The 19,296-nt window shown below is 71.4% G+C and carries 16 protein-coding genes; 5 read left to right on the forward strand and 11 right to left on the reverse strand.

From position 1 onward, the window contains the following. Window positions 1-153: 153 nt before the first annotated feature. Entirely contained in the window at window positions 154-1,485 is a 1,332-nt protein-coding gene (locus BT341_RS34760; RefSeq protein ID WP_072480253.1) for an MFS transporter, read from the forward strand. A 59-nt stretch (window positions 1,486-1,544) separates the two neighbouring features. Here BT341_RS34760 and BT341_RS34765 read toward each other — a convergent pair whose 3' ends face one another. Next, window positions 1,545-2,408 carry a helix-turn-helix domain-containing protein gene (locus BT341_RS34765; RefSeq protein ID WP_072480254.1) on the reverse strand — a complete coding sequence of 288 codons (864 nt, stop codon included), beginning with the start codon at window positions 2,406-2,408 and terminating at the stop codon, window positions 1,545-1,547. A 165-nt stretch (window positions 2,409-2,573) separates the two neighbouring features. Between BT341_RS34765 and BT341_RS34770 the strand changes: the two genes are divergently transcribed. Beyond that, window positions 2,574-3,488, forward strand: a complete 915-nt coding sequence (locus BT341_RS34770) for an alpha/beta hydrolase (protein ID WP_072480255.1) — start codon at window positions 2,574-2,576, stop codon at window positions 3,486-3,488. 16 nt (window positions 3,489-3,504) lie between these two features. Further along, window positions 3,505-4,428, forward strand: coding sequence for an alpha/beta hydrolase (locus BT341_RS34775; RefSeq protein WP_072480256.1), 924 nt, complete (start codon window positions 3,505-3,507; stop codon window positions 4,426-4,428). A gap of 44 nt (window positions 4,429-4,472) precedes the next feature. Here the strand turns inward: BT341_RS34775 and BT341_RS34780 are convergent, their stop codons facing one another. The 8 genes from BT341_RS34780 to BT341_RS34815 are packed head-to-tail and all read right to left on the reverse strand — an operon-like array spanning window position 4,473 to window position 15,097. After that, a complete protein-coding gene (locus tag BT341_RS34780) occupies window positions 4,473-6,401 on the reverse strand; it encodes a hydantoinase B/oxoprolinase family protein (RefSeq protein WP_072480257.1) in 1,929 nt (642 codons plus the stop codon). Then, window positions 6,398-8,458, reverse strand: a complete 2,061-nt coding sequence (locus BT341_RS34785; protein ID WP_245805224.1) for a hydantoinase/oxoprolinase family protein — start codon at window positions 8,456-8,458, stop codon at window positions 6,398-6,400. The genes BT341_RS34780 and BT341_RS34785 overlap by 4 nt, the downstream gene beginning before the upstream one ends. 10 nt (window positions 8,459-8,468) lie before the next feature. Beyond that, on the reverse strand, window positions 8,469-8,693 hold the full coding sequence (locus tag BT341_RS34790) for a hypothetical protein (protein ID WP_084743107.1): 225 nt from the start codon (window positions 8,691-8,693) through the stop codon (window positions 8,469-8,471). 30 nt (window positions 8,694-8,723) lie between these two features. Next, entirely contained in the window at window positions 8,724-10,472 is a 1,749-nt protein-coding gene (locus tag BT341_RS34795) for a class I adenylate-forming enzyme family protein (protein ID WP_072480258.1), read from the reverse strand. Beyond that, complete coding sequence (locus tag BT341_RS34800; protein ID WP_072480259.1) at window positions 10,469-11,335, reverse strand: SDR family NAD(P)-dependent oxidoreductase; 867 nt, start codon at window positions 11,333-11,335, stop codon at window positions 10,469-10,471. Before BT341_RS34800 ends, BT341_RS34795 begins: the two co-directional genes overlap by 4 nt. Window positions 11,336-11,355: 20 nt before the next feature. Then, a complete protein-coding gene (locus BT341_RS34805) occupies window positions 11,356-12,837 on the reverse strand; it encodes an aldehyde dehydrogenase family protein (protein WP_084743108.1) in 1,482 nt (493 codons plus the stop codon). Then, window positions 12,834-14,012: a CaiB/BaiF CoA transferase family protein gene (locus BT341_RS34810; RefSeq protein WP_072480260.1), complete on the reverse strand. Its 1,179-nt coding sequence runs from the start codon at window positions 14,010-14,012 to the stop codon at window positions 12,834-12,836. The genes BT341_RS34805 and BT341_RS34810 overlap by 4 nt, the downstream gene beginning before the upstream one ends. Next, the gene (locus BT341_RS34815; protein WP_218177804.1) at window positions 14,012-15,097 is read right to left on the reverse strand and encodes an NAD(P)H-dependent flavin oxidoreductase; all 1,086 of its coding nucleotides are present in this window, start codon (window positions 15,095-15,097) and stop codon (window positions 14,012-14,014) included. The genes BT341_RS34810 and BT341_RS34815 overlap by 1 nt, the downstream gene beginning before the upstream one ends. Window positions 15,098-15,324: 227 nt before the next feature. On the opposite strand from BT341_RS34815, the gene BT341_RS34820 reads away from it, so the two are divergent. Then, entirely contained in the window at window positions 15,325-16,017 is a 693-nt protein-coding gene (locus tag BT341_RS34820) for a TetR/AcrR family transcriptional regulator (protein ID WP_072480261.1), read from the forward strand. 169 nt (window positions 16,018-16,186) lie between these two features. On the opposite strand, the gene BT341_RS34825 is transcribed toward BT341_RS34820, so the two are convergent. After that, a complete protein-coding gene (locus BT341_RS34825) occupies window positions 16,187-17,554 on the reverse strand; it encodes a pyridoxal phosphate-dependent decarboxylase family protein (protein WP_072480262.1) in 1,368 nt (455 codons plus the stop codon). Beyond that, window positions 17,484-18,491 (reverse strand): NmrA/HSCARG family protein, encoded by a 1,008-nt coding sequence (locus BT341_RS34830; RefSeq protein WP_084743109.1) that lies wholly within the window; start codon window positions 18,489-18,491, stop codon window positions 17,484-17,486. The genes BT341_RS34825 and BT341_RS34830 overlap by 71 nt, the downstream gene beginning before the upstream one ends. Window positions 18,492-18,593: 102 nt before the next feature. Here BT341_RS34830 and BT341_RS34835 point away from each other — a divergent pair, with 102 nt between their 5' ends. Beyond that, a complete protein-coding gene (locus tag BT341_RS34835; RefSeq protein ID WP_072480263.1) occupies window positions 18,594-19,160 on the forward strand; it encodes a TetR/AcrR family transcriptional regulator in 567 nt (188 codons plus the stop codon). Window positions 19,161-19,296 lie beyond the last annotated feature (136 nt).

Raw genomic sequence — 19,296 nt, forward strand, 5'->3', positions numbered from 1 at the left:
CAGCCGGATGTTACGCGGACCGCCACGGCAATCCTATTGCGCAAATCCGAAGCGGCGGTTCGGGAACTCCGAATTGATCGCCCCTGTGGTCCTGCTTACGCTGCACCGCAATTCGCTTTTCCCGCCGCACCCCCACCCGGAGAGGGGCGTTCGATGACGACGCCGGAATCCCCGCCCGCACCCCGATCCTCCGGCCGCCGGGCCGTGGTCGCGAGCATGGTCGGCACCACCGTCGAGTACTACGACTTCCTCGTCTACGGAGTCGCCGCCTCACTGGTGTTCGGCAAGCTGTTCTTCCCCCAGGTCGAACCGGCCGCGGGAGTCCTGCTCTCGCTGTCCACTTTCGCGATCGCCTTCCTGATGCGCCCGATCGGCGCCGCGGTGTTCGGCAACCTCGGCGACCGCATCGGCCGCAAGCGGGTCCTGTTCGTGACGATGATGCTCATGGGCGTGGGCACCGTCGCGATCGGGCTGCTGCCGACCTACCACCGGATCGGTGTCCTGGCCCCGGTGCTGCTCGTGCTGTGCCGGCTGCTCCAGGGCCTCGCGCTCGGCGGCGAACAGGCCGGTGGCTTCCTGATGAGCATCGAAAGCTCGTCGCAGAAGCGCCGCGGGCTGGCCGGCGCGTTCGTCAACTCCGGCGCCGGCTGGGGTCTGCTGCTGGCCAATCTGCTGTTCCTGCTGCTCGGCCGGCTCCCCGGTGACGCCTTCCTCAGCTGGGGCTGGCGGTTGCCGTTCCTGCTCAGCGCGGTACTGGTCATCGTCGGCCTCTACATCCGGTTCCGGCTCGAGGAGAGCCCGGAGTTCGTCCGGGTGGAAAACGCGCGGGCGGTGAAGCGTGTGCCCTTGTTCGACGCGGTCAAGCGGGGCTGGAAGCCGATGATCCTGGTGATGCTCTGCTGCCTGGGCACCCACGTCAACTTCTACGTCGTCACCGTCTATTCACTGACGTACGGAACCGGCGTGCTGCACCAGCCGAAGACGACCCTGCTGTCGATCCTGCTGATCCTGACCGCGGTCTACATCTTCAGCACCCCGTTCTTCGGCGTGCTCGCCGACCGGTTCGGTGCCCGGCGGACGTTCGTGGTGTCGGCGATCGCCCTGGTCCTCACGCCGTTCGCGTTCTACCCGCTGCTGGGCACCGGCAGCTACCTGCCGATGGTCGCGGGCGGCTTGCTGCTGTTCCTCGCGGTCAGCGCCAACTCGGCCGCCGAGCCCACGTTCTTCGCCCACGCGTTCCCCGCGTCCATCCGCTACAGCGCGATGGCCGTCGCCTACGGCGTGGGAGCGGTGATCGGCGGCTCGTTCGCCCCGCTCATCTCCGCGGCCCTGTTCACGGCCTCCGGCAGCTGGACGACCATCGCCCTCTACAACGGCGGCGCCGCGCTCGTCTCGGTCGTCGCGGGTCTTCTGCTGCGTGAACACCGCAAGTCCGGCCAGAGCGCGGCGTCCGTGACCGGCGAACCCGCCACGCAGGGGGTCTGACGACACCGGGCGGCCGGACCCGCGCGGGAACGGCATCCGTGACTGCGACGGTGCAGGCGTCACCGATCCGCTGAGGACCGATCGCCGCTCGCCGCCCACGACGACAGGAACCGCAGGCCGTCGTGGGACGGCGTGCCCGGCTCGGCGGTCCAGACGACCAGCTGCTGCTCCGGATCACCGGCGCAGGTGAGCGCGTCCCAGTCGAGGGTCAGCTCACCGGCGACCGGGTGCCGCAGGAGCTTGCTGCCCCGCTCGCGGGCGGTGACGTGGTGGTCGCCCCACCACCGGCGGAAGTCCTCGTGCCGGACGGACAGCTCACCGACCAGCGCGGCCATCCGCTGGTCGTGCGGGTTCCGGCCGGCTTCCATGCGGAGCATCGCCACGGCGGTGCGGGCCATCGGCGCCCAGTCCGCGTGCAGCGCCTTGAACGCGGGCTCGGAGAACAGCAGCCACACGTAGTTCCGCCGCTTCTCCGGAATCTGCGCGAAATCGATCAGAAGCGCGGCGGCCATGCGGTTCCAGGCCAGGATGTCCATGCGCCGGCCGAGGACGAACGCGGGGCTCGTGGTCAGCTCGTCGAGCAGCCGCCGCAACTGCGGCTGGACCGTCTGGGCCGTCCGGCGACGCGGCCGCTGAGCGTCCTTTCCGGCCAGTTCGAACAGGTACTCGCGTTCGGCGTCGTCGAGGCGCAGGACGCGGGCCAGGACGTCGAGCACCGGCGCGGAAGCCGGCCGCCGGCCCTGTTCGATGCGGGTGTAGTAGTCGGTGCTGATCGCGGCCAGCATCGCGACTTCTTCGCGGCGCAGGCCTTTCACCCGCCGCTTGGTGCCGGTCTCGGGCAGCCCGGCCATCCGCGGGCTGACCTCGGACCGGCGGGCCTTGAGGAACTCCCCCAGTTCTCCCGCGTGGTCGTCGGTGGTCATGAACCCAGTGTCGCAGAGCCGGACCGTGGTTGCCGGGGCCAATCGTGTCCCAGGCTGGATCCGGCCCATTGTGGGCGTCCGCCGCCCGTGTGAGCCTCGATGGCGAGGCCGGGCGACACGAACTCCGGCCGACGAATTCGCCGTCGCGAAAGAAGAGCTGAAGCAATGAAGACGAACGTCACCTTTCCCAGTGCCGGGCTGGCCCTGGCCGGTCTGCTGTTCACCCCCGACGACCACACCGGCGACCCGCTGCCCGCCGTCGTCGTGTCCCACCCCGGCGGCGGGGTGAAGGAGCAGACCGCGAGCATCTACGCCGAGCGCCTGGCTCGCGAAGGCTTCGCGACGCTGGTGTTCGACGCCGCGTACCAGGGTGAAAGCGAAGGCCAGCCGCGCGGGCTGGAGAACCCGTTCCAACGCGCCGAGGACGTCCGGGCCGCGGTCACCTACCTGACCACCCGCGACGACATCGACCCCACCCGGATCGGCGCCCTGGGCATCTGCGCGTCCGGCGGGTACGTCCCGTTCGCCGCGCAGACCGATCACCGGATCAAGGCGGTCGCCACGGTCAGCGCCGTCGACATCCGCAGCCTGCTGGTCGAAGGCCTCGGCCGCACCCAGGGCCCCGAGGTCCTGCAAGCCATGCTCGACCAGGCCGGTGCCCTGCGCACCGCCGAAGCCCGCGGCGAAGCCCCGGCCGTGCAGAACTGGGCGCCGGAGAGCCCCGAAGGCCTCGAGGAAGCCCCGACCCTGTACCGCGAGGCCCAGGACTACTACCGCACCCCGCGGGGCGGGCACGCCAACTCCACGAACGAGTGGCCGCTGCGCAGCATCGACCAGATCGCCCAGTACGACTCCTACGCGATGATCAAGCTGATCGCCCCGCGCCCGCTGCTGATGATCATCGGCTCGGACGCCGACACCGGCTACTTCAGCCGCGAAGCCATCGAGAAGGCCGACGAACCCAAGGAACTGTTCGTCATCGACGGCGCCACCCACGTCGCCCTCTACGACCAGGACCAGTACGTCACCCCGGCGGTCGCCAAGCTCACCGGCTTCTTCGGCGAGCACCTGACCGCGTGACCCGGAAGGAGACACCGTGGAATCAGTGACCTTCAAGAACCGCACCTGGGACGTCGCCGCGGACATCCGCGTCCCGGAGGGCTTCGACCCGGCGAAGAAGTACCCGGCGATCATCTGCGCCCACCCGATCAGCAGCTGCAAGGAGCAGACGTCCGGCGCGATCTACGCCGAGCGGCTGACCGCGCTGGGCTACGTGACGCTCGCCTTCGACGCCTCCCACCAGGGCGCGAGCGGGGGTGAACCGCGCTACCTGGAAGACCCCGCCACCCGCGTCGAGGACTTCCGCTGCGCGGTCGACTACCTCGTGACCCTGGACTACGTCGACGAGGACCGCATCGGCGTCGTGGGCATCTGCGGCGGCGGTGGCTACGCGGCGAACGCGACCATGACCGATCACCGGATCAAGGCGCTGGGCACGGTGGTCGCGGCGAACTACGGGCGGCTCATGCGCGAAGGCGACCTGAGCCCGGACGCCGCCGTGGCCACGCTCGAAGCGATCGGCAGGCAGCGGACGGCGGAAGCGCGCGGTGCCGAGCCGCACATCACGACCTACATCCCGTCCTCGCCGGAAGAGCGGGAGAAGGCCGGGGTCACCGACGTCGACATCGTCAACGCCGTCGAGTACTACCGGACGCCCCGCGGCCAGCAGCCCGGCTCGCCCAACAAGCTGCGCTTCTCCGGCCTGGAGGCGGCAGTCGGCTTCGACGCCTTCCACCTGGCCGAAGTGCTGCTGACGCAGCCCTTGCAGGTCATCGTCGGCGACGTGCCGGGCGCGTTCGGGTCCTACCGGGACGGCTTCGAGCTGTTCGACCGGGCCCGCTCGGCCAAGAAGGACATCTTCGTGGTCCAGGGCGCGAGCCACTACGACCTCTACGACCAGCCGAAGTACGTCGACCAGGCCGTGGCGAAGCTCGAGAGCTTCTTCGCCGAGAACCTCTAGCGAGCCCCGGTCTCCGGCACCCGCGGGTGCCGGAGACCGGGAACTCATCGCCGCGCGGCCCGTACCTTCTCCGTGGCGGCCTCGTCGAGCACGAGACCCTCCGGATCGGCGTGCGGGTCGCCGGTGATCACGACCCCGAACTCCCGCTCGGCGGCCGCGAGCGTCACGTACTCGTCGCGGACGTCGCGCAGGACCGACTGCGGGTCGCGGTCGAGCGGGTCGCCCCAGCCGCCGCCCCCGTTGGTCACGTACCGCCAGGTCGCACCGGCCTGGGTGGCCCAGCCCGGATCCCGGCCGTAGTAGAAGAACTCGCCGCCCACCTGCGGGGCCCGCGTCACGGGATCCAGGGTGCCCGCGACGGCGACCGCCGCGGCGTAGGCGGATTCGTCCGTGGGCAGCAGGGTCTCCGGGCCGCTCGTCGGGGCGCCGTCCCGGCCGAAGACCCAGACGCCGCCGAGCGCACCGTCACCCCCGCCGCGCACGCCGACGCCGCTCGCGTGGCGGAACCGCAGCGGGATGGTCTGGTGCTGGCCCGGCTGCGTGTAGAGGACGTCCTTCGCGACCGCGGCGCCGCCGCGGTTCGCGCCCGGCCCGGCGGTGTCGGGGAGGAACTCCCGCCGCATGATCCGCAGCGGGAAGTCCGCCTCCAGGGACTCGCTCGACGGCGACATCAGGTTGAAGATGTAGCTGCACGAGAAGCCGTCGCCGTCACCCGCGCTGGACCCGCCTCGCGGTCCGTGCTCGCCGCCGGCCATGGCCGAGCACATCCACGGCGTGCCGTCGGGACCGACACCGTACGCGTTGTGCACGTAGGCCGCGCCGAAGTCGCCGCCGAGCGCGGCTTCGCCGAGGACCGAGCCCAGCGCCCGGCACAGGACCGTGTTGATGAGGGCGGAAACCTCGTAGTAGCAGAAGACCGCGCCGTCCGGGGGCAGCGCGCTGACCATCGACCCGGCCGGGATCACGAGATCGACGTCGCGGAACGTGCCGGACGTGAACTCGCTTTCGGGCGACAGCAACATCTTCAGGCCGACACCGACGGCGGTCTTGGCGTCGAGCGCGCCCGCGTTGATGCAGGTGCGGGCCTGCCGGGACGAGCCGCTGAAGTCGGCTTCCAGCCGCTCCCCGCGCTTGCGCAGCGTGAGGGCGACCGTGTATTCCTCGCTGTCGTCGACGCCGTCGGCGTCGAGGGAACCGCTCGCGGAGTAGTCACCGTCGGGCATCGAGGCGAACGCCTGCCGCATGCTCTCGGCGGAGGCGTCGCAGGCGTAACGCAGGCTGCCCAGGTACGCCTCGATGCCGTAGCGCCCGATGATCTCCTGGATCAGCCCCTCGCCGAGCGCGCAGCAGCTCTGCATCGTGTGGAAGTCCGGCAGCATCAGCTCGGCCATCCGCACGTTGTCGAAGATCAGCGAGAACGTCTCCCGCACCGGTTTCCCGGCGTGGTAGAGCAACCGCGGGCTGATCGAGAGGCCGTCCTCGTAGATGTTGTGCTTGGCGGCGGAGAACCCGCCCGGGGCGATGCCGCCGACGTCGAGCTGGTGCGCCCGCAACGCGATGAAACTGGCGATCTTCCCGTCGTGGAACACCGGCCGGATGAAGCAGACGTCGTTGTAGTGGTTACCCATCCGATAGACGTCGTTGCAGATCAGCAGATCGCCGGGCACCAGGTTTTCGGGCCCGAACTCCTCGACGGCGATCCGCACGCCGGCGGACATGGTGCCGAGGAAGATGGACAACCCGTTGGTCACCGCGCTCATCGCGTAGTCCTGCTCGGGCGGCGCGCAGACGCAGGCCGCGAAGTCGTAGCAGAGCGCGATGATCGGTGAGAAGGCGCGGTGCAGCAGACCGGTGGTGACGTGCTGCGCCGAGTACCGGAGCCGGTTGGCCAGCACCGACGCGGTGAACCGGTCGCAGTCGTAGCGGTCGAGGAACTCCTCGTCGGTCAGGTCCCGCAGCAATGTCGTGCTCATTTCCCTGCTCCTTCGACGCGGGTGATGACGAGCTCGCCGATCCGGCCGACGGTCGCGGTCAGGCCCGGCGGCACGAACGTGGTCGACATCGGTTCCCGGATCACCGCCGGGCCCTCGATGACGTCGCCGCGCATCAGGCTGTCGCGCTCGTACTCGCCGGCGCTCAGGTCGGTCTCTTCCAGGTACCGGATGGTGATCGTGCCGACCGGCTCGGCGGATTCCCCCGCGGGCCGGGCCGGCGGTTCCGGGTACTCGACCTTCGGCGTGGGCACGACCGCGGTGAGGCGGTAGGTGACGCCCTGCACCGGCATGCCCTCGAAGCGGTTGCCGGAGCGCTGTTCGTAGCCGTCGTGGAAGTTGGCGATCATCGTCTCGACGGCTTCCGGGGTGATCTTCCCGTTCGGCACCTCGACGAACGGGGTCTCCCAGACCTGCCCCATGAGCTGGCCGTCGAAGGAGCGGGTGAACGTGACGCGCTCGGCGTCCTCGCCCAGAGCGCGCGTCATCGCCTCCTCCATGCCCGCGTAGACGGCGTCGATCTCGTCCGCCGCGTCGGGCGTGAGGACCGCATACGCGGTGCGGCTGTCGGCGTACACCTGGTCGGCGCTGACCAGGCCCAGCGCCGAGAACAGCCCGGGGTGCGGCGGCACGATCACGCTCTTGACGTGCATCTGCTCCAGCAGTCCGGGCAGCATCATCGGCCCGGCCGCGCCGTAGGCGACCATCGCGTGGTCTCGCGGGTCCACGCCGTTCTTGACCAGGACGTCGACGATGCCTTCGGCGACGTTGTTCAGCGCCATCCGGTAGGCGAACCGGACGCGTTCGGCCAGGGTCGCCTGGGTGTCGAGCTTCTCGAAGGCGGCCCGGGCGAGGCCGGGGTCCAGCCGTGACCGTCCGGCGGCGAACCGGTCGGGATCGAGGATGCCCAGCATCAGGAACGTGTCGGTGGTGGTGGGCTGCTCGCCGCCGCGGCCGTAACAGGCCGGCCCGGGATCGGCGCCCGCGCTCTCGGGGCCGACCTTCACCTCGCCGGTCGGGGTGATGCTGACGATGCTGCCGCCGCCGGCGCCCACGCTCACGATCTCGTTCGAGAGTGTGTTCACGATCAGGTCGTGCTCCAGCTCGAACGTCGTGTTGACGAACGGCTTTCCGCCGGTGACGACGCTGATGTCGCTGGAGGTGCCGCCGATGTCGGTGCAGATCAGGTTCGGCTCGCCGATCAGCTCGCCCAGGTGCGCGCACGCGACCGTCCCCGCGGCGGGGCCGGAGAAGACGATCCGGGACGGCCGCTGCATCGCGACGTCCACCGGGGCGAGCATGGCGGCGCAGTCGGCGAAGTTCAGGTCCCCGGTGAACCCGAGGCCGGTCAGCCCGGCGGCCAGTTCCCGGGTGTAGGGGCCGTAGATGCGCTTCATCAGGACGTCGACGACGGTCGTCGAGGCCCGCGGGTACTCGCGGGCCAGCGGCGAGACCTCGCTCGAGATCGAGCACGCGACGTCCCCGATCTCCTCGGCGACCAGCTCCCGCAGGCGCCGTTCGTGGCTTCCATCCACATAGGAGTTGAGGAGGCAGATCGCGACGCCCTCGACCCCGCAGCGGGCCAGGATCCGCAGTTCCTCACGGGCCTGCTCCTCGTCGAGCGGGATCACCACCGACCCGTCGGCGCCGAGGCGCTCGCGGATGCCGCGGCGCAGGTAGCGCGGCACCACCGGGGCGGTCACGTCGCCGAAGCTGCGGTGCCAGCGGGGATCGGTGTTGGCCTCGGCCGGCCGCCACGCCCGCGCCATGTCCAGCATGTCGCGGTGGCCTTCGGTGGTCAGGAACGCGATCTTGGGCAGCCGCCGGGTGATGATCGCGTTGAGGCCGTGCGTGCTGGCGTGGTTGAACGCGGCCGCGGCGGCGACGTCCACTTCGGACGCTCCCTCCAGCACGGCCTTGTAGCTTTCGGTGACGTTGGTGGCCACCTTGACGGTCTCGATCCGGCCGCCGGTGATCGAGACGATGTCGGTGAACGTGCCGCCGACGTCGACGCCGATCATTCCCTTGCGCTCAGCCATGTCCGCCACCTCAGATCCGGTCCGACAGCAGTTCGATCGGACCCAGCTTCGGCCCGGGGGTGCGCCGCACGTCGGTCAGGCACTCCGCGCACTTGACGACGTCGAACCAGCCTGCCTCCGACAGCACCGGGTAGGCCTGCAGCTTCCGCGCGCCGCAGCCGGGGCACGTTCCCTCGACGCTCTCCCGCTTCACCGACAACGTCGGCTCGGCCGGGCGTGGGTTGGTGATCGCCATTGATCTCTCCTCACTGGATCCGTTTCGGTACTAGGCCGGCTCGGCCGGGCTCAGCGCCCGCACGGCCGCCGCGTCCGCACCGAGCAGCCGTTGCGCCATCGGCACGAGCTTGAACTTCTGGACCTTCCCCGTCGGGGTCTGCGGCACGGCGTCGGTGTCGAGCACGAAGACGTGCCGGGGCACCTTGAACCGGGCCAGCGCCGACCGGCAGGCTTCGAGCAGCTGCCCGGGATCGGGCGTCGCGCCCGGCTCCGCGACGACGAACGCGCACCCGGCCTCGCCCCAGCGGTCGTCCGGCACGCCGACGACGAAGGCCTGGCTGACGCCGGGCCGGGTGGTCAGGAAATCCTCGACTTCCTTGGGCATCACGAGTTCGCCGCCGCTCTTGAACACGTCCTTCGACCGGCCGGTGATGACGAGGGAGCCGTCGCCGAGGACGCGGCCGAGGTCGCCGGAATACAGCCAGCCGTCCCGGAGCGTGGCTTCGGTCGCGTCGGGACGGTTCCAGTACCCCAGCATGGTCGTCGGCCCGCGTGACACGAGCTCGCCGGTTTCCCCGGGCCGGACGGGCTCGTGGGTGACGGGATCCAGGATCCGGTACTCGGCGACCGTCCCGGCGGACCCGGCGGCGGCCCCGCCGGGCTTGGGCCGGCCGACGGTGGACGCGGTCACTTCGAGGGGGTCGTCCGGTTGCGTCATCACCGTCGCCCCGGCGACCTCGGTCATCCCGTACGCGGTGGTGAGCTCGCGGACCCCGAGGTCGTCGCGGATCCGCTCCCACAGCCACGTCGGCGCGACCGCCGCGGCGGAGAGCATCCTCGTCAGCGACGAGAGGTCGACGTTCGCGCGGTCGGGGTGTTCGACGAGCGCGACGCTCATCGTCGGGACCGCGAGCACGTCGTTGACCCGGTGCCGCTCGATCGCGCGCAGGTACTCCCCCGCGTCGAAGCGCGGCTGCGGCAGCATCGCCCCGCCGACGAACGTCGTCGCCTGGACGCCGTGCTCGTAGCCGAACATGTGGTAGCAGGGCAGGGCGAACACGACGCGGTTGCCGTCCGGCAGGGCGCGGCAGAACGCCGAGCCGTACTCCTGGCGCAGCAGCGCGTCGTGGCTCAGCTGGACGCCCTTGGGTTCGCCGGTCGTCCCGGAGGTGTACATGATGTCCGACATCTGGTCGGGGTGGCGCCGGCCACCCGGTGCCGCCCCCGGGTTCTGCGCGCCGATCCGCGCCAGCTCCGGGACGTCGGCCACGCCGTCCCGGCCCTCGCCTCGCCCTTCGGCGTCGAAGGTGATGACGCGCTCGAGGTCGCCGAACCCGATGGACCCGGCCCGGGTCCAGCCGGGCGCGAGCTCGTCGAGCATCGCCAGGTAGTCCAGGTCGCGGTACGACGTCATGGTGATCAGCACGCGGGCGCAGGACTGGCGGAGCACGAACCCGAGTTCGTGGGTGCGGTACAGGTAGTTCAGCGGCACCGCGACCGCGCCCGCCCGGGAGATCGCCAGTTTCAGCGGCGCGTACTCGGGGTAGTTCGCCATCAGCACGGCCACGTGGTCGCCGGGCCGCACGCCCAGCGTGGCCAGCCCGTCGGCGAACCGGTGGGCTTGGTGCAGCACGTCGTCGTAGGTGAGCACGCGGTCGCCGGCGATGACGTACGGGCGTGGCCCGAAGCGGGCGGCGGCGTGCTCGAAGTGCTCGTCGAGCGTCCGCGGGCGCCAGGGCGCGAACTCCCGTTCCAGATCCGCCCGCCGCTCGGCGATCGACGGCCCGGCCGCGGTCACCGGGTGCCGCCCGCGACGTCCACCGTGCGGTGCACGCTCGACTTCTCGCCGGTGCTGCCCCGGTTGACCCCGACCAGGCCGCGCAGCGCGGGGTTGTTGTTGACGAGGTTCCCCAGCTGCGGCCCGGCGGCGATCATGCCGCCGTCGACCGTGACGATCTCGCCGGTGATGAACCGCGCGTCGTCGCTGGCGAGGAACGAGACGACCCCGGCGACGTAGTCGGGCTCCCCGGCGTAGGGCAGGGGCTGCACCGTGCCCAGCACCGGCTTGAGGTCCTCGGCGGTCAGGCCGATCAGCGGGGTGGTGATGATGCCGGGGGCGACCGCGTTGACCCGGATCCGGTCCGGGGCGTATTCGAGCGCGGCGATCCGGGTGAGGTGCTGGACCCCGGCCTTCGCCACCGAGTAGGCCTGGACCCCGGCTCCGGCCGCGAAGGCGCCCACCGAGCCGAAGTTGACGATCGCGCCGCCGGTGCCCTGGGCGCGCATGACCCGACCGGCGTGCTTGGTCCCGAGGAACACGCTGCGCAGCACGACGTCGAACGTGTAGTCCCAGTCGTCCGCCTCGATCTCGGTCAGCGGGCCGAACGCCCCGCCGACCCCGGCGGCGTTGACCAGCACGTCGAGCCGCCCGTACGTCTCGACCGTCTCGCCGATCGCGGCTTCGAACCGCGCCTCGTCGCTGACGTCGGTGTGCACGAACCGGACCCGGTCGCCCGCGTCCAGCTCCGCGAGTGTCCGCTCGGCGACCTCGCGGTTGAGGTCGGCGATGACCACGCTGAACCCGCGCCCGAGGAACCGGGCCACCGTCGCCCGGCCCATGCCGCTCGCCCCGCCGGTCACCAGTGCCACTTCGTTGCCCATGTCTCGTCCTTCCGGTGCCGTCAGCCGAACAGCACTTGCTTGGTGTCGGTGAACTCGCGCAGGCCCTCGGGGCCGCATTCGCGTCCCCAGCCGGAGCGCTTCACGCCGCCGAACGGCGCGGCCATCGTGGGCCCGAAGGTGTTGAGCGCGACCGACCCGGCGCGGATCCGGCGGGCAACCGCCAGCGCGCGCTCCCGGTCCGCCGAGAACACGCTCGCGGCCAGACCGTACTCGGTGTCGTTCGCGATCCGGACGGCGTCGTCGACGTCGTCATAGGTCAGGACGGCGGTGACCGGGCCGAAGACTTCGTGCCGGGCGACGTCGTGGTCCTCGGCGACGCCGGTCAGCAGCGTGGGTTCGTGGAACCAGCCGGTGGCGAACCCCTCGGGACGGCCCCCGCCGGCCACGACCGTCGCGCCCTGCTCGCGGGCGCGGGCCACGGCGCGGCGGGTCCGGTCGAGCGCGGCGCGGGTGGCGAGCGGGCCGTGGTCGGTGTCCTTCGAGCGCGGATCGCCGATCCGCAGCGCCCGGTAGGCCGTGGCGAGCGCGTCGACGATCTCGTCGTGCCGCGCGGCGGGGACGAGCACCCGCGACAGCGCCGCGCACACCTGGCCGGCGCCGCTCATCGCCCCGGCCACCAGTGGCCGCAGCGCCCGGTCGAGGTCGACGTCGTCGAGCAGCACCGCCGGGGACTTGCCGCCGAGCTCGAACACCGTGCGCGGCAGCAGATCCGCGCTCTGCCGGAGGATTTCCGACGCGGTCCGGGGTCCGCCGGTGAACGAGATCATCTCGAACCGCGCATCCGCGACCAGGCGTCGCGACACCTCGACGTCGGCCGACAGGATGCTCAGCACCCCCGGCGGAAACCCCGCCGCGGCCGCGCATTCGGCCACGATCCGCATCATCAGCGCCGACTCCGGCGCGGACTTGACCACCACCGGGGCGCCCGCCAGCAGCGCGGGGATGACCTTGCTGCCCACGGTGGTCAGCGGGCCGTTGTAGGGCATCACCGCCAGCACCGGCCCGACCGGGTCCCGCTCGATCCGCACCTCGCCGACCGGGGTCGTCCGGGTCTCGGGCGCGAGCGCCTCCTCGGCCACCTCCAGCGCGGTCCGCCAAGCCGCTTTCGCGGCGAAGCGGTGCAGCGTGCGGCTCCAGCGCACCGGAATCCCGGCCTCCACCGCCCACACGAGACCGATCTCGTCCGCGCGCTCTTCCAGGAGGTCGCAGAACCGCCCGCAGACTTCGATCCGGCGGCTGACCGGCCACCGCGGCCACGGCCCGGCGAACGCTTCGGCCGCGGCTGTCACCGCGGCATCCGCGTCTTCGGCCGACGGCGCCACGACCTCGGCGACGACCTCTTCGGTCGTCGGCGAGACGACTGTCGTGCGCTCGTGCCCGGCCGAGGGCCGCCACTCGCCGCCGATCAGGAGCGCGTCCGGCCGCGGCACGCGCAGGTCGCCGCCGACCACGAGCTGCTCGCGGTTGTCCACCACACTCATCGGACCGCACTCTCCTTCCGGACCTCGGCCTGGACGACGGTGTCCGCCGCGGCGAGCCCCGCGATCTCGGCGGGACTGAATCCCCAGTCCCGCAAGGCTTCTTCGGTGTGTTCGCCCGGCACGGCGGCCGGGCCCGCCACCGCTCCTGGGGTGCGCCCGAACCGCGGCGCCGGCGCGGGCTGCAGCACCCCGTCGACCGGGACGAACGCCGAGCGCGCCACGCCGTGCTCGTGGGTGCGTGCCTCGTCGAGGGTCAGCACCGGGGAGAAACAGGTGTCCCGGTCCCGGAACGTCTCGACCCACTCGGCACGGGTGCGGGTCCGGAAGGTCTCCGCGAACCGGGCTCGCAGCTGCGGCCAGCGGCGTTCGTCGAACTGGTCCGGCAGGTCCTCTTCGGCCAGGTCGAGCGCGTCGAGCAGCTCCGCGTAGAACCGCGGTTCGTTCGCCGCGATCGCGACCCAGCGCCCGTCGGCGGTTTCGTAGGTGCCGTAGAACGGGGCGCCGCCGTCGAGCCGGTTCGACTCCCGCCGGTCCCGCCACTCGCCGACCTGCCGCAGCCCGTGGATCAGGGTGCCGAGCAGGCAGGCCCCGTCCAGCATGGCCGCGTCGACGACCTGGCCGCGGCCGGAGCGGGCGGCCTCGATCAGCCCGGCCGCGATCCCGAACGCCAGCAGCAGGCCACCGCCGCCGTAGTCGCCGACGAGGTTCAGCGGCGGCACCGGACGGTCCGCCGGTCCGATCGCGTGCAGCAGGCCACTGAGCGCGAGGTAGTTCAGGTCGTGCCCGGGCAGGTGCGCCAGCGGGCCGTCCTGGCCCCACCCGGTCATCCGCCCGTACACCAGCCGGGGATTGCGGGCCAGGCACGCGTCCGGCCCGATCCCCAGCCGCTCGGCCACGCCGGGCCGGCTGCCCTCGATCAGCGCGTCGGCCCGCTCGGCCAGGCGCAGCACGACCTCCGCACCACCGGGACGTTTCAGGTCCACGCCGACCGATCGGCGGCCGCGCAGCGTCGCGAACTCGTAGGACCGTTCGCCGGGAACGTGTTCGCGCACGTGCCCGGCGCGGTCGACGCGGAGCACGTCCGCGCCCATGTCCGAGAGCATCATGGCGCACCACGGCCCGGGTCCGATCGACCCGACCTCGACCACCTTGACGCCTGCCAGCGGGCCCGGCATCAGCGGAACTCCACCGTCTTCTCGACTCGCCGCAACGCTTCGACGGTCTCCTCGACCAGCCGGTCGAGGACCTCGGCGGCCCCGGGGAGATCGGTGATCATGCCGGCGCCCGCGCCGGAGGGCAGGCTCATGTGCGACTTCAGGTTGGCGCGCATGGCGGCGTACTTGAACGGCATGGTCAGCACCCGCTGGACCGGGTACGGGCTCAGTTCGTCCTCGTGCCCCTCCCAGACCTCGGTGAAGCGGTTGCGCAGCATCCGCACGTGCAGGCCGTCGAACAGCAGCGACCGCAGCGTCGAGTCGTAGCCTGCTTCGAGGACCGCCTCCTTGAAGACGTCCTCCGAACCCGATTCCCGGGTGGCCAGGAACCGGGTGCCGACCCACGCGCCCTGCGCGCCCGCGGTCAGGCACGCGGCGATCTGCGAGCCCTTCACCAGCCCGCCCGCGGCGACGACCGGCACCGTGGAGAACTCCAGCACCTCCGCGAGGAGGGTGATGAGCCCGACGTCGCCGGTGTGGCCGCCGCCCTCGGTGCCCTGGACGATGACGACGTCGGTGCCGTTGCGGATCGCGCTGCGCGCGTGCTTCGCCAGCCCGACGATGCTCATCACCTTCGCGCCCTTGGCGTGGCACGCCTCGACCACCCACGTCGGGGTGCCCAGGGCACAGGCGATCACCTCGACGCCGTGGTCGAGGGAAATCTCGAGCTTCCGCTTGTTGTCGGCGAGGCTGATCGCCTGGTCGGTGGTCGGCACGACCTCGACGCCCCGCTCGTCCAGTTCCCGCTTCAGCTGCCGCAGCGGTCCGGGCAGGTCCGGCGCCTGCACGTCGGAGAGTCCCTTCGGGGCGTTCGCCGGGAAGCCGAGGTCGACGCAGAGCGGGCCGTCGCTGAGCGAGCGGAACAGCCGGATCTCCTCGTCCACCTGCTCGGGAGTGATGTCGATGCCGCCGATCGAGCCGAGCCCGCCCGCGTTCGCGACCGCGGCGGCCAGGCGCCCGTAGGCGACGTTGCCCATGCCGGCCTGCATGAGAGGCACTTCGATCCCCAGCAGGTCGCAGATCGGGGTCCGCAGGGTGGGCGGCATGGGTCCTCCTCGGGTCGCGTCCCGCCGGCGCTCGGACGCCGTGAGCCACTTGACTGTGTGGAATATATTTCATATTCACCGTGCATCGACCTGTCGCCGCAGGTCAGCGCGATGAGTCCTCATTTTCTAACACTCTCTCGAAAAATTGGCAAGCCCCGGAGGAGGTTGGCGACTTCTTCGAACACCCGGTAGATTTTTCGTGCGGCGACCCCGGGAAGGACGGTCAGGTGACGAAGGCAGACGGCGCCGAGCGGCGTGAACGCAAGTCCGACAAGACGCGGCGGCGCATCCTCGACGCCGCCGCGGACCTGTTGAACCGCAAGGGTTTCGACGGCACCCGGGTCTCGGAGATCGCGACACTGGCCGAGCTGCGCGTCCCGGCCGTCTACTACTACTTCGACTCGCGGGAGGCCATCCTCGAAGAGGTGGTCAACATCGGCGACCGCCTGGCCCACGAGAACGTCGTCCGGCGCCTGAAAGAGCTGCCCCCGGACGCCTCGGCACTCGACCGGATCTGCGCGGCCTTCGCGGCCCACCTCGAGATGGTGCTGACCGAATCGGCTTACACCGCCGCCGCGATGCGCACGATGGGCCAGCTTCCGGCGGACATGCGGGCCCGCCAGCTCGACCGCCAGCGCGCGAGCGGCCGGATGTGGCGCGACCTCATCCAGACCGGCGTCGAGGCCGGCGAAATCGACCCGGAGCTCGACCCCCGCGCCGCGCGGATGTTCCTCCTCGGGGCCGTCAACTGGGCGACGGAGTGGTGGAACCCGGCCCGCGGCAGCCTCGAGGAGATCCTGGCGACCGCCCAGCGCCTCGTCCGCAACGCACTCGCCGGCCCGCTCGCGACGGCCTCGCCGGGCACCGCCGCGGCACCTCCGGCGGCGCTGACCCCGGTCTTCGCTCCCCCGCCGCTCTGACCGGCGGACGAGGAGCTCGCTCATGCCGCACAGTGTGGTCCGCTCTCAGCGGCATCTCGAAGCGCTGGGACCGTAGAACGGCGCGTCGAGCGCGTCGGGGCCGGATCCCCGTTCTTCCTTCATCGAAGGAGGTGTGGCGCGGCGTCCGCCACGCTGGAGCGCGAGCCGATCAGTGCGCCGCCGCCCGGAGGATCGCCGCGGCCGAGCGCTCGACGTCCGGCTCGGTGGTCGACCAGTTGGAGACCGAGATCCGCAGGTAGCGGCGACCACGCCAGGTGGTACCGCCCAGCCAGCAGGTGCCGTCACGTTGAACCGCCTCGATGATCGCATCGGTCCGGTCGTCGTCGCCGAACCCCACCAGTACCTGGTTCAGGACGACGTCGTTGGCGATCTCGGCACCCCCTTCGGCGAGGATCGCGGCGAACAGACGCGCCAGCCGGCAGCACCGGTCGACGAGTTCGGCCACACCGTCGCGCCCCAGCTCCCGCAAGGCCGCCCACACCGCGAACACCCGTGCACGACGCGATGCCTCGAGCGTGAGGTCACCCATCCGGGACAACTCGGCAGAGCCGGTGAGGTAGGGAGCGCGATAGGCGATGGTCTCGGCGTGCAGTGCCGGGTGCGCGCAGAACGCGAAGCCCGAGTCGTAGGGGACGTTCAGCCACTTGTGACCGTCGCACGCCCAGGAGTCGGCCAGCTCCAGGCCGTCGACCAGCGTCGCTGTCGCGGGGTTGGCACCAGCCCAGAGCCCGAACGCACCGTCGATGTGGACCCAGGCACCGTGGCGCTTCGCGAGCGTGCAGGCGGCGCGCAAGTCGTCGCAGGCACCGGTGTTCACGTTCCCCGCCTGCAGGCAGACGATCGTGGCGCCCGCGCCTGCGGCCAGTACCCTGGCCAGGTCCGCGACGTCGATCGCGCCCTGCGGACCCGCGGCCACCTCCTCGATCGCCCTGGTACCGATACCGAGCAACCTCAGCGAGCGGTCGATGGTCGCGTGCCGCTCGGCGCTCGCGACGACTCGGAGAGCGGGCGCGCCGGCGAGCCCGTCCCGTTCGACGTCCCACCCGGCTTGCGCGAGCACGTGGTGACGTGCCACCGCGAGCCCGACCGTGTTGGCCGCCTGGCCTCCGGTGACGAATCCGGTCGACGCGGTGGCCGGAATGCCCAGGAGTTCCTTGAGCCACCCGCCTGCGACGTCCTCCGCGGCGGCCGCGGCGGGCGACAGAGCGGGATTGAAGCTGTTCTGGTCCCACCCCGCCGCGAGGATGTCCGCCGCGACCGCGGACGGCAAGGCGCCGCCGATGACCAGCCCGAAGAACCGCGGCCCCGCCGTCGCCACGAGTCCGTTTTCGGCGATGCGAGCGAGTTCGTCGATGACGGCGTAAGGAGGGCTGGACTCGCGGGGGAGTTCTTCCCCGAAAGCCCTCCTCAAGACCGCGAGGTCGACAGGCTGCGCGACAGGCCGATCACCCAGACCGGCCACGTATACGGCAGCCAGCTCCGCGGCCCGGGCGAAGAGAGAGTGCTCCTCGTGCATGAACGGTCCTTTCGACATGCCAGGCCCTCAGGTGGTCCCGTGCCCATTCCGCGAAGCTGGTGAGCGGGATGCCGAGATCCCTGGCGTACTGGGGCCGCGCGGGTTTCTCGGCCACGTTCATCATCTCGTGCGCGGCGCCCATCGCCGGCATTCCGGCGGCGAGGGCCTCTTCTTCGGTCATGTCCGGCGCGGACACCCGGGTGCCCAGCACGCGGGAGAGGACCTCGGCGATCTCGGTCATCGACAGGTAGTCGCTCGCCAGTTCCAGCTCGACACCGTCGAAACGCTCCGGTCCGGCGATGGCTGCCGCGGCTGCCCTGCCGATGTCGTCCACGGCCACGAGCGACAGCCGGGTCCGCGGCTTCAGGACGCTCACCAGGCCGCCCTCGATGCCGCGCGGGAACAGGAAAGCCATGGAGGGCAGGAAGTTCTCCATGAAGAAGCCCGGCTTGATCAGCGTCCAGTGCGCGAAGCCCGCTGCGCGGACCCGCTGCTGGATTCCGGCTTTGGTGGCGTAGTAGGGCTCCATCGGCGCCCACCGGCCTTCGGCCCAACCGGGGGTTTCGGTGTGCCGGCCGGCGCCGCTGACGGACGTGTGCACGAACTGCGGCACTCCGGCGGCCTTCGCGGCCTCGACGAGGTTGACGCCCTGGGTCAGCTCCCCCTCGAAGTCGGGGCCGTCCGCGGTGAAAGCGGGCATCTGGACGGAGAACACGGCGCGGGCGCCGCCGGCTGCCCGGATCAGGGAATCGCGGTCGTGCAGGTCGCCGGTGACCAGTTCGGCGCCGAGCGCCCGGACGGCTTTCGCCCGCTCGGTCGCCGGGTCGCGCACCAGCGCGCGGACGGGAACGCCCGCCGCGCGCAGGGCCCGGACGGTCGCGCCGCCTTGCCGCCCGGTGGCACCGGTGACCAGGACGGGCGCGGAATCTGTGGACATGCTGCTCCTCTTGAGCGTGCCACCGGAAACGGCGGGGCCCGCCGCTTACCCTCGAGTACGATACGGCGGGCCCCGCCATTTAGCAAACCTGGAGGCGATGCCATGCCAGGGCACCAGCGCGCCGACGCCCGGCGCAACTACGCGCGCATCCTTGCCGTGGCCGAGAAGGAGGTCGCCGCCCACGGCGCCGACGCCTCCATGGAGCAGATCGCCCGTACCGCGCGGGTCGGCTCAGCGACCGTGCGCCGGCACTTCCCCACCCGCCGCGCGCTGTTGAAGGCGGTTTCCCGCAACCGGATCGAGGCCCTGTGCGTCCGCGCCCGCGAACTGGCCGGCCAGGGCGACAGCCGGACCGCGCTCGTGGACTGGCTGGGTGACGTCGTCGCCTACTGCGTCTCCGCCCGGGGACTGGCGGCCGCGCTGGCGTACGACAGTGCCGAGCCGGCCCAGGTGCACGAGAACACCTGCTCGGCCACGCTGGCGGAAGCGGCAGGCCCGCTGCTGCGCCGCGCCGTGCAGGATGGCGCGGTGGCCGCAGACGTCACTGTCGCAGACCTGATCACGCTGGCCGTCGGCATCACCCTGGCCACGGAGCACTACCCCGACCCCGCCGACGCGGCGCACCGGCTGTTCCGGCTGGCCGTGACGGGACTGAGCCCGCAGAGCTGAACAGAGAGGCCACGGCAAAGCCGCTGGACGTGTCACCAGGTGATACGGAAGATCACGCCGGAGATGCGTTGCCCTCCTGTCCTCTGAACGATGTCCCGGCGGGCATCCGGTCGTCGATCCGCACACCGGCCGCCGC

The organism is Amycolatopsis australiensis, assembly GCF_900119165.1.
Taxonomy (GTDB): Bacteria; Actinomycetota; Actinomycetes; order Mycobacteriales; family Pseudonocardiaceae; genus Amycolatopsis; species Amycolatopsis australiensis.

Bases quoted from the DNA above. Each gene is read 5' to 3' on its own strand.
- BT341_RS34760 (WP_072480253.1), top strand. From the start codon at position 154: ATGACGACGCCGGAATCCCCGCCCGCACCCCGATCCTCCGGCCGCCGG.
- BT341_RS34765 (WP_072480254.1), bottom strand. From the start codon at position 2,408: ATGACCACCGACGACCACGCGGGAGAACTGGGGGAGTTCCTCAAGGCC.
- BT341_RS34770 (WP_072480255.1), top strand. From the start codon at position 2,574: ATGAAGACGAACGTCACCTTTCCCAGTGCCGGGCTGGCCCTGGCCGGT.
- BT341_RS34780 (WP_072480257.1), bottom strand. From the start codon at position 6,401: ATGAGCACGACATTGCTGCGGGACCTGACCGACGAGGAGTTCCTCGAC.
- BT341_RS34785 (WP_245805224.1), bottom strand. From the start codon at position 8,458: ATGGCTGAGCGCAAGGGAATGATCGGCGTCGACGTCGGCGGCACGTTC.
- BT341_RS34790 (WP_084743107.1), bottom strand. From the start codon at position 8,693: ATGGCGATCACCAACCCACGCCCGGCCGAGCCGACGTTGTCGGTGAAG.
- BT341_RS34800 (WP_072480259.1), bottom strand. From the start codon at position 11,335: ATGGGCAACGAAGTGGCACTGGTGACCGGCGGGGCGAGCGGCATGGGC.
- BT341_RS34805 (WP_084743108.1), bottom strand. From the start codon at position 12,837: ATGAGTGTGGTGGACAACCGCGAGCAGCTCGTGGTCGGCGGCGACCTG.
- BT341_RS34810 (WP_072480260.1), bottom strand. From the start codon at position 14,012: ATGCCGGGCCCGCTGGCAGGCGTCAAGGTGGTCGAGGTCGGGTCGATC.
- BT341_RS34815 (WP_218177804.1), bottom strand. From the start codon at position 15,097: ATGCCGCCCACCCTGCGGACCCCGATCTGCGACCTGCTGGGGATCGAA.
- BT341_RS34825 (WP_072480262.1), bottom strand. From the start codon at position 17,554: ATGCACGAGGAGCACTCTCTCTTCGCCCGGGCCGCGGAGCTGGCTGCC.
- BT341_RS34830 (WP_084743109.1), bottom strand. From the start codon at position 18,491: ATGTCCACAGATTCCGCGCCCGTCCTGGTCACCGGTGCCACCGGGCGG.
- BT341_RS34835 (WP_072480263.1), top strand. From the start codon at position 18,594: ATGCCAGGGCACCAGCGCGCCGACGCCCGGCGCAACTACGCGCGCATC.